We start from the raw sequence: 14850 nt of genomic DNA, 5'->3' as shown, positions 1-14850 counted from the left end.
GCACCCCAGCGTCTCTAGTCCTGCCAGAACAACTACAAGATCCCCCGACCACCTGCTGGTGGCGGAAGGGAAGGTACGGAGGTTTCACCATGAGTGCCCTGCACAGCCTGCAGACGGCGGCGGTCTCCATCCGCTCCGTGCGCAAGGTCTACGGCGACCCGGCGAGTGGTCCCGTCGCTCTGAAATGCGTCGACCTGGACATCCGCGACAACGAGTTCTTCACCCTGCTCGGCCCCTCCGGCTGCGGCAAGACCACCCTGTTGCGGATGATCGCCGGCTTCGAGTTCCCCACCTCCGGGGAAATCCAGCTCTACGGCGAGAACATCGCCGACCGGCCGCCCTTCGAGCGCCCGGTGAATACCGTGTTCCAGCACTACGCGCTGTTCCCGCACATGACCATCGCCGAGAACCTGGCCTTCGGCCTGGAGTCCCACCCGATGGGCCAGCGCATGAGCAAGGCGCAGGTTGCCGAGCGCGTCCGCGAGATGCTCGCCCTGGTGCAGATGGAACGCTTCGCCCAGCGCAAGCCGACCCAGCTTTCCGGCGGCCAGCAACAGCGCGTCGCCCTGGCCCGCGCGCTGGCGCCGCATCCGAAAGTGCTGCTGCTCGATGAGCCGCTGTCCGCACTCGACCTCAAGCTGCGCCAGGCCATGCGCGAAGAGCTCAAGGCGATCCAGTCCAAGACCGGCATCACCTTCATCTTCGTCACCCATGACCAGGAAGAAGCCCTGACCATGTCCGACCGCATCGCCGTGCTCTCCGAGGGCGAGGTGCAGCAGGTCGGCCGCCCGGACGACATCTACGAAAACCCGCGCAACCGCTTCGTCGCCGACTTCATCGGCGAGACCAACTTCCTCCCGGCGCGGGTCGAGAACTTCACCGGCGACTGCGCGCAGTACCGCGTTCCCGGCGAGCAACTGATCGAAGCCCAGGCCCGCGAAGGCCTCAAAGTCGGCGCCGAGGTCACCCTGTCGATCCGCCCCGAGCGCTTGCAACTGGTGGCCGAGGACACTCCGTCCGCCACGCCCTGCACCGTGGTCCAGCAGATCTACCTGGGCACCGACCTGCAGTACCAGATCAGCCTTGCCGACGGCACCCGCCTGACGGTCCGCGCGCCCAACAGCGCCGGCCAGCGCGGGCGTCTGGCAGCCGGGCAACGCGCCGGGCTGCTCTTCGAAAAAGGCAGCGCCAGCGTCCTGGTGGACTGAGCGGAGGTGAGCATGAACCGGTTATCCACAACCGCCGGCAATTCGCTGGAGCGGCGCCAGGCGCTGCGCAGCTTCCTCGGCGTGTCGCCCGCACTGGTCTCCATCGGGCTGTTCCTGATCGTGCCGATCTTCATCGTGGTCGGTTACTCGCTGATGCAGGCCAACCCCTATGGCGGAGTGAACCCGCACTTCAGCATCGACGCCTATGTCTCGCTGCTGTTCGAGCGCCAGCTCGACGACAGCCTGGCCTTCGCCGACTCCTACGTGATGATCGCCCTGCGCTCCATCGGTATCGCCGCGGCGACCACCGCCATCACCCTACTGGTGGGCTTCCCGGTGGCGGTGTGGCTGGCGATGCAACCGGCGCACCGTCGCGGCCTGCTGATCTTCCTGATCACCGTGCCGTTCTGGGCCAACCTGCTGATCCGCACCTACGCCTGGATCCTGCTGCTGCGCGGCACCGGCGTGGTCAACGGCACGCTGATGAGCCTCGGCATCATCCACCAGCCGCTGAACATGCTCTACACCGACGGAGCCGTGCTGCTGGGGCTTGTCTACACCTACGCGCCCTTCGTGGTGCTGCCGATCTACGCCACCCTCGAGAAGATGGACATGCGTCTGCTCGAAGCGGCCCAGGACCTCTACGCCGGGCGTATCCGCACCCTGCGCAAGGTGGTCCTGCCGATCGCCCGTCCGGGCATCCTGGCCGGCGCCATCCTCACCTTCGTGCCTTGCCTGGGCGCGATGATCGCCCCCGAGCTGCTCGGCGGCGGCACCAAGATGATGCTCGGCAACCTGATCTTCCGGCAGTTCAGCGACTCGCGGAACTGGCCCTTCGGTGCGGCGCTGTCGCTGGTGCTGATGGGAGCCGTGATGCTGGTGCTGATGTTCTACGCGATGCGCGCCGAACGCCTGCGCATCGCCCGGGGAGGTGAATGATGCTGTCGCTGCTGACTAAACGTCGCTTGGGTGTGCAGGATTTCCGTGGCTTCGGCGCGCTGAGCTTCCTGTTCTACCTGTACCTCTACGCGCCCATCGTGGTGCTGGTGGTGCTTTCGTTCAACGCCAACCAGTCCGCCACCGTGTGGACCGGCTTCAGCCTCGACTGGTACCGCAGCGCCTTCGCCAACCAGGCGCTGCGCCAGGCCGCCGGCAACAGCCTGCTGATCGCCGTGTGCGCCAGCGTGATCGCCACCGTGATTGCCACCCTGGCTGCGCTGGGCACCTCGCGCGGGGCAAAATTCAAGGGTCTGCGTCTGTCCATGGGGGCGATCATGTTGCCGCTGGTGCTGCCCGAGATCGTCGTCGGCGTCGCCACCCTGGCGCTGTTCTCCACCCTCGGCCTGTCGCTGGGCTACGGCAACCTGATCATCGCCCACACGGTGTTCTGCATCCCGTTCGCCTACCTGCCGATCCGCGCCCGTCTCAATGACATGGACCTGTCCCTGGAGCAGGCCGCCGCCGACCTCTACGCCGGCCCCTGGCGGGCCTTCCGCAAGGTGACCCTGCCGCTGCTGATGCCGGGGATCTTCTCCGGGCTGATGCTGGCCTTCATCGTCTCGCTGGATAACTTCGTGATCTCGATGATGGTCTCCCAGGCCGGCGCCACCACCTTGCCGATCTTCATTTTCGGCCTGCTGCGCATGGGCGTGACGCCTGATGTGAATGCAGTGTCGACCCTGATCCTCGGCGTTTCCGTGCTGTTCGTAACCCTGTCCTTCCTGCTTGGCAAGAAGAAAGCCTGAGCCCACATACCGGAGTAGAAGATGAGCAAACTGATCGCTGCTGTAGGGGCCTCGCTGGCCATGGGGCTGGTGGCCAACGTGCACGCCGCCGAGCAACTGAACGTGGTGAGCTGGAGTGGCTATTTCACGCCGCAGATCCTGGAGAAGTTCGAGATGGAAACCGGCATCAAGGTGACCGTGGACTCCTACGACTCTAACGAAACGCTGCTGGCCAAGCTCAAGCAGGGCGGTACCGGCTACGACGTGGCCATTCCCTCGCACCAGTTCGTGCCGATCCTGATCCAGGAGAAGCTGCTGGAGCGCTTCGACCCGGCCAGCCAGCCGTACTACGCCAACGTCGAGGACAACCTGAAGAAGCCCACCTGGGACCCGGAAGGCGCCTACGCCGTGCCCTTCATCTGGGGGACCACCAGCGTGGTGCTGGACAGCGCCAAGTACAGCGGCCCGGCCGACAGCTACTCGGTGCTGTTCACTCCGCCGGCGGAGTTGCAGGGCAAGATCAACATGTTCGACTCGGCGAGCGAGGTAATCGACACCGCCAGCCTCTACCTGGGCATCCCGCTGTGCAGCGAGGACCCCAAGCAGATGCAACAGGTGCTGACCCTGCTGAAGACCCAGAAGCCCTTCGTGAAGACCTACAGCTCCAAGGCCGGCTCGATCCGCGAGAACCTGGCCTCGGGCGAAGTCGACATGTCGATGTTCTGGGGCGGCTCGTCGATGCGTGCGCGTGAGATGAAATCCAGCCTGAAGTACCTCTACCCGAAAGAGGGCGTGATGGCCTGGGTGGACAACCTGGTGATCCCGGCCGGCGCCAAGCACCCGGAGAACGCGAAGAAGTTCATCGCCTTCCTCAGCCAGCCTGAGAACTCGGCGATGACCCAGAACTTCCTCAAGCACCAGAGCCCGATCAAGGGTGTTGAACCCTTCCTCGACGCCAGCCTGAAGGACGCGCCGGAACTGCACATCCCCGAGGGCACCAAGGTGGTGTTCAGCAAGACCTGTGGCGAAGGCGCGATCCGCCTGGCCGACCGTATCTGGACCAACCTGATGCGCTGATCCCCGACCGGGAAAGCCACAGACCGTTGCTGCTCGCGTCCACTTTGGTGGGCGTGCCGGCAGCGTGCGGCCCGGCGAACGCGCTATTCGCTACAAGCCCCATCAGCGTATGGGGCCGTTGAACCCGACTGAACCTTCCCGTTGCGGGAAATCCTGATGAAAAAAGGCCTCGTTCCATGAGCCAGAAGAACAAGCAAAACGAACTCGTCCAGCTCCAGGCCTTTGAGCTGGCCCAGCGCATCCGCCTGCGCGAAGTTTCCTGCCGTGAAGTGATGCAGGCGCACCTCGAGCAGATCGAGCGCTACAACCCGGCAGTCAACGCCATCGTCAGCCAGCAGCCGGACGACCTCCTGCTGGCCGAAGCCGACCAGCGCGACGCCGACCTGGCCCGCGGCGAATACCGCGGCTGGATGCACGGCCTGCCCCACGCGGTAAAGGACCTGTCGCTGACCCAGGGCATACGCACCACCCTCGGCTCGCCGCTGTTCAGCGACTACCTGCCCGAGCGCGACGGCATCATGGTCGAACGTATCAAGGCGGCCGGCGCGATCATCATCGGCAAGACCAACACCCCCGAATTCGGCCTCGGCTCGCACAGCTACAACCCGATCTTCGGTGTCACCGGCTGTGCCTACGCGCCCGACCGTACCGCCGGCGGCAGCAGCGGTGGCGCGGCGGCGGCCCTGGCGCTGCAGATGGTCCCGGTGGCCGACGGCAGCGACATGATGGGCTCGCTGCGCAACCCGGCAGCCTTCAACAACATCATCGGTTTCCGTCCGTCCCAGGGGCGCGTGCCCTTCGACGACAGCGCCGACCTGTTCATCGACCAGATGGGCTACGAAGGCCCGATGGGCCGCAGCGTGCGCGACGTGGCGCTGCTGCTGTCGGTACAGGCTGGTGGCGATGCCCGTGCGCCGCTGTCCATCGCCGAGAGCGGTGAGCAATTCGCCGGCCGGCTTGAGCGCGACTTCAAGGGTGCGCGCCTGGGCTGGCTGGGCGACCTGGGCGGCCACCTGCCGATGGAAAAGGGCGTGCTGGAGCTGTGCCGCAAGTCCTTCGCCGACTTCGAAGCCATCGGTTGCCACGTCGAAGCGACCGCCATGGGCTTCTCCCCCGAGCGCCTCTGGGATACCTGGCGCACCCTGCGTCACTGGATGGTCGCCGGGTCTCTCGGCGCGGCCTACACCGACCCGGCCAAGCGCGAGCTGCTCAAGCCCGAGGCGATCTGGGAAGTGGAGAACGGCCTGAAACTCTCCGCCATGGACGTGTTCCGTGCTTCCGCCGCGCGCAGCGACTGGTACCGTGCCATCAGCCGACTGTTCGAGCGCTACGACTACCTGCTGCTGCCCAGCGCCCAGGTGTTCCCGTTCGACAAGACCTGGGACTGGCCCAAGGAAATCGCTGGCCAGGCCATGGATACCTACCACCGCTGGATGGAAGTGGTGATCCCGGCCACCCTGTCTGGGTGCCCGGCAGCCAACGTGCCGGTGGGCTTCAATGAGCAGGGTCTGCCCATGGGTATCCAGATCATCGGCAGGCACCAGGCCGACATGGCCGTGCTGCAACTGGCCCACGCCTACGAGCAGGCTTCGCGCTGGTACCAGCGCTGCCCGCCGCCGATGCTGGCGGGGGATTGAGTTACTTATCCACAAGCTGAGGGGGACGCATGAACATCAGCTTCTTCCAGGAACTGCTGCAAAGCATCACCGAGCGCGGCCGGCAATTGCTGGAGTCGCGCGAGCCGGCGCCGGGCAATGCCCAGGCGCTGGCGCAGGCTTGCCACAAGCTGATCTCCAGCCATGGCGAAGCCTCGGGCGTGGCCCTGGCGAAGCAGGTCCTGTGCGCCTATCGGGACTGTCCGCAGGACCAGCAGAAGGCCTTCTTCGACACTCTGCTGACGGACTTCGCACCGCCCCACGACGCGCTGGCGCAAGCCTGCCAGCGCTACCTCGACGAGCCGTCGTCGGCCAACACCACCGCATTGTTCGAGGCCAGCGAGCCGCCGCGCCAGGAGCTGTTCCGCCGCCTCAACCAGGCGCCCGGCGGCACCGCCGAGCTGATCGCCATGCGCCGCCTGCTGCTGCAGGAACTCAAAGCCAATCCCGAGCTGGCCGCGGTGGACCACGACCTGCAGCACCTGTTGGCATCCTGGTTCAACCGGGGCTTCCTGGTGCTGCGGCGTATTGACTGGTCGACCCCGGCGTCGATCCTGGAAAAGATCATCCAGTACGAGGCCGTCCACGCCATCAAGGACTGGGACGACCTGCGCAGCCGTCTGCAGCCTGCTGACCGCCGCTGTTTCGCCTTCTTCCACCCGGCGCTGGCCGACGAGCCGCTGATCTTCGTCGAGGTGGCACTGACCCGTGCGATGCCCGGTGCCATCGCGGACATTCTGGAGCCCGGTGCGCAAGCGCTGCCGGCGGAGGAGCCGGACACCGCAGTGTTCTACTCCATCAGCAACTGCCAGGACGGCCTGCGCGGCATCTCCTTCGGCAACTTCCTGATCAAGCAGGTGGTGGAGGAGCTGGCGCGGGAGATTCCCGGCCTGCGCCAGTTCGTCACCCTGTCGCCGGTGCCTGGCTTCCGCCGCTGGCTCGACAGCCTGGGCGACGACCCGCAACTGGGCGCGGCCACCGCCGAGCTGCTCAAGGCGCTCAAGCCCGATGCAGCACCGCCGCCGCGCACGGAGCAACCGATGCTGGCGCTCGCCGCCGAGTACTTCCTGCATGCCCGTAACGGAGCGGGTTTCCCGCTGGACCCGGTGGCGCGCTTCCACCTGGGCAACGGTGCCCGCCTGGAACGCCTGAACTGGCGCGGCGACCTTTCCGCCAGCGGCCTGCGCCAGGCTGCCGGGCTGATGGTCAATTACCGCTACGAACTGCGCCAGATCGAAAAGAACCACGAAGCCTACGCCAACCAGGGCGCGGTCACCGCCTCACCCGAGGTGCGCAAACTGGCCACCCTGTCGGCGAAAACAAAACGCTAGGACCTCACCATGAACCAGAGTCTTTTTGCCGAAGTCGGCAAACACCTGCCCAGCGACCTTTCCAAGCCGTTCATCCGTACCCCGGATGGCGGCGGCTACAGCTACGCCGACATGCTGCGCAGCACCTCGCAGTTCGCCCATGCGCTGGTGGAGCTCGGTGTACAGCCGGGCGACCGCGTCGCCGTGCAGGTCGACAAGAGCCCCGAGACGGTGATGCTCTACCTCGCCGTGCTGCGCGTCGGCGCGGTCTACCTGCCGCTCAACAGCGGCTACACCGGCGAGGAGCTGCGCTACTTCCTCGACGATGCCGAGCCCTCGCTGTTCGTCTGTGCACCGGCCTTCGAGACCCAGGCCCGCGAGCTGGCGAAAGTCAGCGGCGTGGCGCACGTGGAAACCCTGGGCGATGCCGGCGACGGCTCGCTGATGGCGCGTGTTCACGGCAAGCCGGGGCGCTTTGCCGATGTCGAGCGTGCCGCTTCCGACCTTGCCGCGATCCTCTACACCTCCGGCACCACCGGGCGTTCCAAGGGCGCGATGATCAGCCATGGCAATCTGGTCTCCAACGCCCGCGCTCTGGTGGATGCCTGGAAGATCACTGCCGAGGACTGGCTGCTCCATGCGCTGCCGATCTTCCACATCCACGGCCTGTTCGTGGCCTGCAATAGCCTGCTGATGGCCGGCGGCTCGATGCTTTTCCTGAGCAAGTTCGACGCGGCGCAGATGCTCAAGCTATTGCCTCAGGTGAACCTGCTGATGGGCGTGCCGACCTTCTACACCCGTCTGCTCGACCAGCCCGGTCTGACTCGCGAGGCGGTGGCGCACATGCGCCTGTTCATCTCCGGTTCCGCACCGCTCACCGCCGAGACCCACAAGGCGTTCTCCGAGCGCACCGGCATGGCCATCCTCGAACGCTACGGCATGACCGAGACCGGCATGAACACCTCCAACCCGCTGGACGGCCAGCGCATCGCCGGCACCGTTGGTTTCCCGCTGCCGGGCGTCGAGCTGCGCATCACCGACCCGGCCCAGGCCGAACCGACGCTGCTGCCCCAGGGCGAACCGGGGATGATCGAAGTGCGCGGGCCGAACGTGTTCCAGGGCTACTGGCGGATGCCGGAGAAAACCGCCGAGGAACTGCGCGCGGACGGCTACTTCATGACTGGCGACATCGGCTTCGTCGACGACCGCGGCTACGTGCAGATCGTCGGCCGAAACAAGGACATGATCATCAGCGGCGGCTTCAACGTGTATCCCAAGGAGCTGGAGGAAATCCTCGATACTCTGCCGGGCGTGGCCGAATCGGCGGTGATCGGCGTGCCGCACCCGGACTTCGGCGAAGGCGTGACCGCGGTGCTGGTGGCCAGCAAGGGCGAGGCGCCGAGCGAGGCGCAGGTGCTCGCTGCGCTGGACGGCAAGCTGGCGCGCTTCAAGCAGCCCAAGCGGGTGATGGTGGTCGACGCGCTGCCGCGCAACGTGATGGGCAAGGTGCAGAAGAACGTGCTGCGCGAGCAGTTCAAGGCGCTGTATTCCTGAGCCTCCGGAGCAAAAGAAGCCCCGCTCACGCGGGGCTTTTGCTTCTGTATGAGCGGAGCTCCTCCGCGAAATCCTTCGCGGCGTAATCCGTTCCAACCGGAGATCTACGGTGCATCGAGTTCGCGTAGGAGCGGACTGCGTCCGCGATGTGCCTGCGTCGCGCTGGGTTTTCCCGCGCCGCTTCGGCGTGCGCTGGGACTCTTTGTTTCGCCCCCTCGGGCGACCTTCTTTGGCAAACGCCCCAAAGAAGGCAGAGGTCTTGCCCCGGACATCCGGTTTTTCGCTTAGGCGAAAAATACCCTCGTTGAAGCGAAGTTTCAGGGGCACGAACTAGGCGTCCCCCTCGACGGGCCATCCCTGACCCGACAACGCTCTCGCGGCATCCATGCCGCTCAACCCCTGAAACTCCGCTTCAACGAGGCCTCCTGAACGGGGCACTCGGCGTGAGCGGACATTTCTCTGGAAGCCAGAGACAGAGCCTGTACGTAGGGCGCATAACCCGGAACGGGTTATCCGCCGATGCCACCGCGGCGGATAACGCTGGCGCGTTATGCGCCCTACGATCCAGATGGCCCGGTGTGGCCGGTTGTTCGCGAGCAAGCTCGCTCTTACAGCTTCACCCCGCGCCGAAGTGCTTATTTGTAGGAGCGAGCTTGCTCGCGAACCGCCCAGCGCCGGTGCTCACTCGTAGGAATGAAAAAGCCCCGCATCAGCGGGGCTTTTTCATGGTGCGGGAAGCGCTCAGCGAACGGTCACCACCACCTTGCCCACCGCCTTGCGCTGGCCCAGGTGATTGATCGCGTCGGCAGCTTTTTCCAGTGGATAGGTCTGCGACACCAGCGGCTTGATCTTGCCTTCGGCGAACCAGGCGAACAGCTGCTGGAAGTTCGCGGCGTTGTCCTGCGGCTGGCGCTGGGCGAAGGAGCCCCAGAACACGCCGACCAGGGAGGCGCCCTTGAGCAGGGTGAGGTTGGCCGGCAGCGCCGGGATGGTGCCGCTGGCAAAACCGACCACCAGCATGCGGCCGTTCCAGGCGATGGAGCGGAAGGCTTCCTCGAACAGGTCGCCGCCCACCGGGTCGTAGATCACGTCCACACCCTGGCCGCCGGTGATTTCCTTTAGCTTGTCCTTCAGGCTGCCTTCGCTGTAGTTGATCAGCACGTCGGCGCCGGCGGCCTTGGCCACTTCCAGCTTGGCGTCGCTGCTGGCGGCGGCGATGACCTTGGCGCCCATGGCCTTGCCGATCTCAACCGCGGCCAGGCCGACGCCGCCGGAGGCGCCGAGCACCAGCAGGGTTTCGCCCGGCTGCAGGTTGGCGCGCTGCTTGAGCGCGTGCATGGAGGTGCCGTAGGTCATGCCGAAGGCGGCGGCGCTGGGGAAGTCCATGCCGTCGGGGATCGGCATGACGTTGTAGCCGGGCACCGCGACTTCCTCGGCGAAGCTGCCCCAGCCGGTCAGGGCCATCACGCGGTCACCGGGTTTCACATGGCTGACTTTTTCACCGACTGCGCCGACCACGCCGGCAGCCTCGCCACCCGGCGAGAATGGGAAGGGCGGTTTGAACTGGTACTTGCCCTCGATGATCAGCGTGTCGGGGAAGTTCACCCCGGCGGCGTGAACCTGCAGCACGACTTCGTTCTTCTTCGGCTCAGGGCTGGCGATGTCTTCCAGCACCAGGGTTTCGGCGGGGCCGAAGGCTTTGCACAGCACGGCTTTCATGAGGACGTACTCCGTTGGAGGTTCTTCTTGGTGAGTAGTGGGCCAGTGTAGGAGCGCGGGCAGAGGGGGCAAATCACCATGGCCCGGGCTTATGCCCCGATATAGCTTGGGCGGCGGCGAGAGTGTGGCTATCCTTTGCCCATCGAATCCGGAGACATCGCCTTGAGAGCTTTCCTCGCCCTGTTGCTGGCCTTTTCCTTCAGTACCTTCGTCATGGCTTCCGAATCCGAGGAAGCCAAGCCGGAAGACGCCAACAAGCCCGTGTTCATCGACCTTACCCCGGCGCTGGTGGGCAACTATGGCAGCGGTCCGCGCCTGAAGTACTTCAAGGCCGACATCGCGCTGAAGGTCATCGGCAAGGAGGCCTCCGAGAAGGTCGAACACCACGAGCCGCTGATCCGCAACCAGCTGGTGATGCTGTTCGCCCAGCAGACCGACGACTCCCTCGGCAGCGTCGACGGCAAGGAGAAGCTGCGCCAGGAAGCCCTCAAGCAGGTGCAGACCGCCCTCCAGCAGGAGGAGGGCAAGCCGCTGGTCGACGACCTGCTGTTCAACAACCTGATCGTCCAGCCCTGATCCCCTCCGGTCTTCGCCTGCATGAGTGCGCCTCATGCAGGCGAAGCGACACCCGGCTGCGGCTGCTCGCCGCAATGCCGGGCTGAAAGCCCCGCCTCACAAGGCGCGTAGGAAATTTCCGGCGCACGCCTGACCTGAATCAAACCCCGTTTGCCGCTGGTCGCCGAACATCCCCTCATGATCCGCTCGAATTCGAGCGCCTGGACAAAGGGGAAATCGGATGACAGGAAACGCAAAAAGCTGGCGCACCCGCGGTCTCGCGGTGCTGGTGGTGGCCGTGCTCGCCGCGCTGGCCTGGCAGACGTTCAAGCCGACGGGCCTGCCCGAAGGCTTCGCCAGCGGCAATGGGCGCATCGAGGCCACCGAAGTCGACGTGGCCACCAAGCTGCCCGGCCGCGTGGCGGAAATCCTGGTGGACGAAGGCGACTTCGTGAAGGCCGGCGACGTGGTGGCGAAGATGGACACCCAGGTGCTCCAGGCCCAGCTCGCCCAGGCCCAGGCGGAAGTGCGGCGGGCGCAGAATGCCCGGCTCACCGCCGAGTCCCTGGTGGCCCAGCGCACCAGCGAGGAATCCACCGCCGAAGCCGTGGTCGCGCAACGCCAGGCGGAACTGACCGCCGCACAGAAGCGCTTCACCCGCACCGAGCAACTGGTCAAGCGCAACGCCCTGCCGCAGCAGCAACTGGATGATGACCGTGCCACGATGCAGAGCGGGCAAGCGGCGCTTGCCGCGGCGCGTTCCCAGGTGGTGTCGGCGCAGGCTGGCATTTCCGCCGCGCGTTCCCAGGTGATCGAAGCGCAGTCGGCCATCGAGGCTGCCACCGCGAGCGTCGAGCGCCTGCAGGCGGACATCGACGACAGCCTGCTCAAGGCCCCGCGCAACGGTCGTGTGCAGTACCGCGTGGCGCAGCCGGGGGAGGTGCTGGCGGCCGGTGGCAAGCTGCTCAACATGGTCGACCTGGCCGACGTCTACATGACCTTCTTCCTGCCCTCGGGCCAGGCCGGCAAGGTCGAACTGGGCCAGGAAGTACGCCTGGTGATCGATGCCGTGCCCGAGTACGTGATCCCGGCCAAGGTGTCCTACGTCGCCAGCGTCGCGCAGTTCACGCCCAAGACCGTGGAGACCGCCAACGAGCGCGAGAAGCTGATGTTCCGCGTCAAGGCGCGCCTCGATCCGGGCCTGCTGGAGAAGTACATCACCTACGTGAAGACCGGCGTGCCGGGCATGGCCTACCTGCGCCTCGACCCGCAGGTGCAGTGGCCGGCTGAACTGCAGATCAAGGTCCCGCAATGAACGCCGCCGACTGCGTGGCCCGTCTGGCTGGCGTCTCGCTGCGCTACGGCGAGACCCGCGCGGTGGACGACGTCACCCTGGAGATTCCGGCCAACCGCATGGTCGGCCTGATCGGCCCGGACGGCGTCGGCAAGTCCAGCCTGCTGGCGCTGCTGGCCGGCGCGCGGAAGATGCAGGACGGCGAAATCCAGGTGCTCGGCGGCGACATGCGCGACGCACGCCACCGCCGCGCCGTGTGCCCGCGCATCGCCTACATGCCCCAGGGCCTGGGCAAGAACCTCTATCCGACGCTCTCGGTGTTCGAGAACGTCGATTTCTTCGGCCGCCTGTTCGGCCACGACAAGGCCGAGCGCGAGCGGCGCATCGCCGACCTGCTGCACAGCACCGGCCTTGCGCCCTTCGCGGAACGCCCGGCGGGCAAGCTCTCCGGCGGCATGAAGCAGAAACTCGGGCTGTGCTGTGCGTTGATCCACGACCCTGACCTGCTGATCCTCGACGAGCCCACCACCGGCGTCGACCCGCTGTCGCGCAACCAGTTCTGGGAGCTGATCGCGCGCATCCGCGCCGGCCGCGAGGGCATGAGCGTGCTGGTGGCCACCGCCTACATGGAAGAGGCCGAACGCTTCGATCACCTGGTGGCGATGGACGATGGCAAGGTGCTCGCCACTGGCACACCCGCCGAGTTGCGCGCACACACCGGCACGCAGAATCTGGAAGAGGCCTTCATTGCGCTGCTGCCCGAGAGCAAGCGCGCCGGTCACCACAAGCTGGTCATTCCCCCGCGGCCGCAGCCTGACGGCGCGCCGCAGATTGCCATCGAAGCAGAAGGGTTGACCTGCCGTTTCGGCGATTTCGTCGCGGTGGACCGCGTCAGCTTCCGCATCGAGCGCGGAGAAATCTTCGGCTTCCTCGGCTCCAACGGCTGCGGCAAGTCCACCACCATGAAGATGCTCACCGGCCTGCTACCGGCCAGCGAAGGTACCTGCGCGCTGTTCGGCCAGCCGGTGAACGCCAACGACATGGAGACCCGTCGGCGCGTCGGCTACATGTCCCAGGCCTTCTCGCTGTACGCCGAGCTGACGGTGCTGCAGAACCTCGAACTACACGCCAAGCTGTTTCACATCCCGCATGAGCAGATCGCCCCGCGCGTCGAGGAAATGCTCCAGCGCTTCGACCTGGGCAAGGTCCGCGACGAGCTGCCCGACAGCCTGCCGCTGGGCATCCGCCAGCGCCTGTCGCTGGCGGTTGCGGTGATCCACAAGCCGGAAATCCTGATCCTCGACGAGCCCACCTCGGGCGTCGACCCGGTGGCGCGCGACGGCTTCTGGGAGCTGATGGTGGAGCTGTCGCGCAACGACGGCGTGACCATCTTCATCTCCACCCACTTCATGAACGAGGCGGAGCGCTGCGACCGCATCTCGCTGATGCACGCCGGCAAGGTGCTCGACAGCGATACCCCGCAGGGGCTGATCGACAAGCGTGGCCTGCCGACCCTGGAAGCCACCTTCATCGCCTATCTTGAAGAGGCCGCCGGCAGCGCGCCGGTGCCCGACGCCACGCCCGCTCCCGAGCAGCCTGCCGCGCCCGCCCGCTACAAGGGCAGCGACCGCTTCAGCTGGCTGCGCCTGTTCAGCTATGCGCGCCGCGAGGCCATGGAGCTGCGCCGCGACCCGATCCGCCTGACCCTGGCGCTGGTGGGCACCGCGCTGCTGATGTTCATCATCGGCTACGGCATCAACATGGACGTCGAGGACCTCACCTACGCGGTGCTCGACCGCGACCAGACCACCACCAGCCAGGCCTATGCGCTGAACATTTCCGGCTCGCGCTACTTTATCGAGAAGGCGCCGATCCAGAACCCCGAGGAGCTGGAGCGGCGCCTGCGCAGCGGTGATATCAGCCTGGCGGTGGAGATCCCGCCGAACTTCGGCCGTGATCTCAAGCGCGGCGCCGATCCGGCCATTGGCGTGTGGATCGACGGCGCCATGCCGACCCGCGCCAACACCGTGCTCGGCTACGTACAGGGGCTGCACGCCAGCTACCTCGCCGACCTCGCGCGACAGAATGGCAACGCCGCCGCCAGTGCCGCGGCGAGCACCGAAGTGCGCTTCCGTTACAACCCGGACGTGGAGAGCCTCAAGGCCATGGTGCCGGCGGTGATCCCGCTGCTGCTGATCATGATCCCGGCGATGCTCACCGCTCTGGGCGTGGTGCGCGAGAAGGAGCTGGGCTCGATCACCAACCTCTACGTCACCCCGGTCACGCGCCTGGAGTTCCTGCTCGGCAAGCAGCTGCCGTACATCGGCATGGGCATGATCAACTTCGTGCTGATGCTGGCCATGGCCGTGCTGCTGTTCCAGGTGCCGCTCAAGGGCAGTTTCCTGGCCCTGCTGGTCGGCGCGCTCCTCTACGTGGTGACCAGCACCGGGCTCGGCCTGCTGCTCTCGACCTTCATGAAGAGCCAGATCGCTGCGGTGTTCGGCACCGCCATCGCCACCATGATCCCGGCGATCCAGTTCTCCGGGCTGATCCACCCGGTGTCCTCGCTGGAAGGCGCGGCGGCGGTGATCGGCAAGCTCTACCCGACCTCGCATTTCCTCATCGTCAGCCGTGGCGCCTTCTCCAAGGCGCTGGGGTTTGCTGACCTGTGGGTCTACTACCTGCCGCTGCTGGCCATGGTGGTGGTGCTGACGCTGCTCAGCGTGGCCTGCCTGAAGAAGCAGGAGGTCTGAG

11 protein-coding genes are annotated in these 14850 nt (G+C 66.1%); 10 read left to right on the top strand and 1 reads right to left on the bottom strand.

The annotated features are described in order from the left end of the window. Nucleotides 1–89 precede the first annotated feature (89 nt). The 7 genes from ACIPK7_RS14850 to ACIPK7_RS14820 all read left to right on the top strand — a co-directional run bounded on the left by ACIPK7_RS14850 (nucleotide 90) and on the right by ACIPK7_RS14820 (nucleotide 8528). Nucleotides 90–1208, top strand: a complete 1119-nt coding sequence (locus ACIPK7_RS14850) for an ABC transporter ATP-binding protein (RefSeq protein ID WP_401088531.1) — start codon at nucleotides 90–92, stop codon at nucleotides 1206–1208. 12 nt (nucleotides 1209–1220) lie between these two features. Next, nucleotides 1221–2147 (top strand): ABC transporter permease, encoded by a 927-nt coding sequence (locus tag ACIPK7_RS14845; RefSeq protein ID WP_192432302.1) that lies wholly within the window; start codon nucleotides 1221–1223, stop codon nucleotides 2145–2147. Next, on the top strand, nucleotides 2147–2953 hold the full coding sequence (locus ACIPK7_RS14840) for an ABC transporter permease (protein ID WP_401088595.1): 807 nt from the start codon (nucleotides 2147–2149) through the stop codon (nucleotides 2951–2953). The genes ACIPK7_RS14845 and ACIPK7_RS14840 overlap by 1 nt, the downstream gene beginning before the upstream one ends. A 60-nt stretch (nucleotides 2954–3013) precedes the next feature. Beyond that, a complete protein-coding gene (locus ACIPK7_RS14835) occupies nucleotides 3014–4009 on the top strand; it encodes an extracellular solute-binding protein (RefSeq protein WP_401088593.1) in 996 nt (331 codons plus the stop codon). A gap of 176 nt (nucleotides 4010–4185) precedes the next feature. Beyond that, nucleotides 4186–5646 carry an amidase gene (locus ACIPK7_RS14830; protein ID WP_401088529.1) on the top strand — a complete coding sequence of 487 codons (1461 nt, stop codon included), beginning with the start codon at nucleotides 4186–4188 and terminating at the stop codon, nucleotides 5644–5646. A 29-nt stretch (nucleotides 5647–5675) separates the two neighbouring features. Beyond that, nucleotides 5676–6995 (top strand): malonyl-CoA decarboxylase, encoded by a 1320-nt coding sequence (locus tag ACIPK7_RS14825; RefSeq protein ID WP_401088527.1) that lies wholly within the window; start codon nucleotides 5676–5678, stop codon nucleotides 6993–6995. 9 nt (nucleotides 6996–7004) lie between these two features. Beyond that, a complete protein-coding gene (locus tag ACIPK7_RS14820) occupies nucleotides 7005–8528 on the top strand; it encodes a malonyl-CoA synthase (protein ID WP_401088525.1) in 1524 nt (507 codons plus the stop codon). A gap of 741 nt (nucleotides 8529–9269) precedes the next feature. Here ACIPK7_RS14820 and ACIPK7_RS14815 read toward each other — a convergent pair. Next, nucleotides 9270–10247, bottom strand: a complete 978-nt coding sequence (locus tag ACIPK7_RS14815; protein ID WP_401088523.1) for an NADPH:quinone oxidoreductase family protein — start codon at nucleotides 10245–10247, stop codon at nucleotides 9270–9272. A 162-nt stretch (nucleotides 10248–10409) separates the two neighbouring features. Between ACIPK7_RS14815 and ACIPK7_RS14810 the strand changes: the two genes are divergently transcribed. The 3 genes from ACIPK7_RS14810 (at nucleotide 10410) to rbbA (ending at nucleotide 14849) form a co-directional block, all read left to right on the top strand. After that, nucleotides 10410–10823 carry a flagellar basal body-associated protein FliL gene (locus tag ACIPK7_RS14810; protein WP_192432296.1) on the top strand — a complete coding sequence of 138 codons (414 nt, stop codon included), beginning with the start codon at nucleotides 10410–10412 and terminating at the stop codon, nucleotides 10821–10823. A gap of 220 nt (nucleotides 10824–11043) precedes the next feature. Further along, on the top strand, nucleotides 11044–12117 hold the full coding sequence (locus tag ACIPK7_RS14805) for an HlyD family secretion protein (RefSeq protein WP_401088521.1): 1074 nt from the start codon (nucleotides 11044–11046) through the stop codon (nucleotides 12115–12117). Then, complete coding sequence (gene rbbA / locus ACIPK7_RS14800; RefSeq protein WP_401088519.1) at nucleotides 12114–14849, top strand: ribosome-associated ATPase/putative transporter RbbA; 2736 nt, start codon at nucleotides 12114–12116, stop codon at nucleotides 14847–14849. The genes ACIPK7_RS14805 and rbbA overlap by 4 nt, the downstream gene beginning before the upstream one ends. Nucleotide 14850 lies beyond the last annotated feature (1 nt).

The sequence above is a fragment of the Pseudomonas sp. NPDC086581 genome, assembly GCF_044746165.1.
GTDB lineage: Bacteria > Pseudomonadota > Gammaproteobacteria > Pseudomonadales > Pseudomonadaceae > Pseudomonas.
This window is presented reverse-complemented; position numbering and strand designations above follow the sequence as displayed.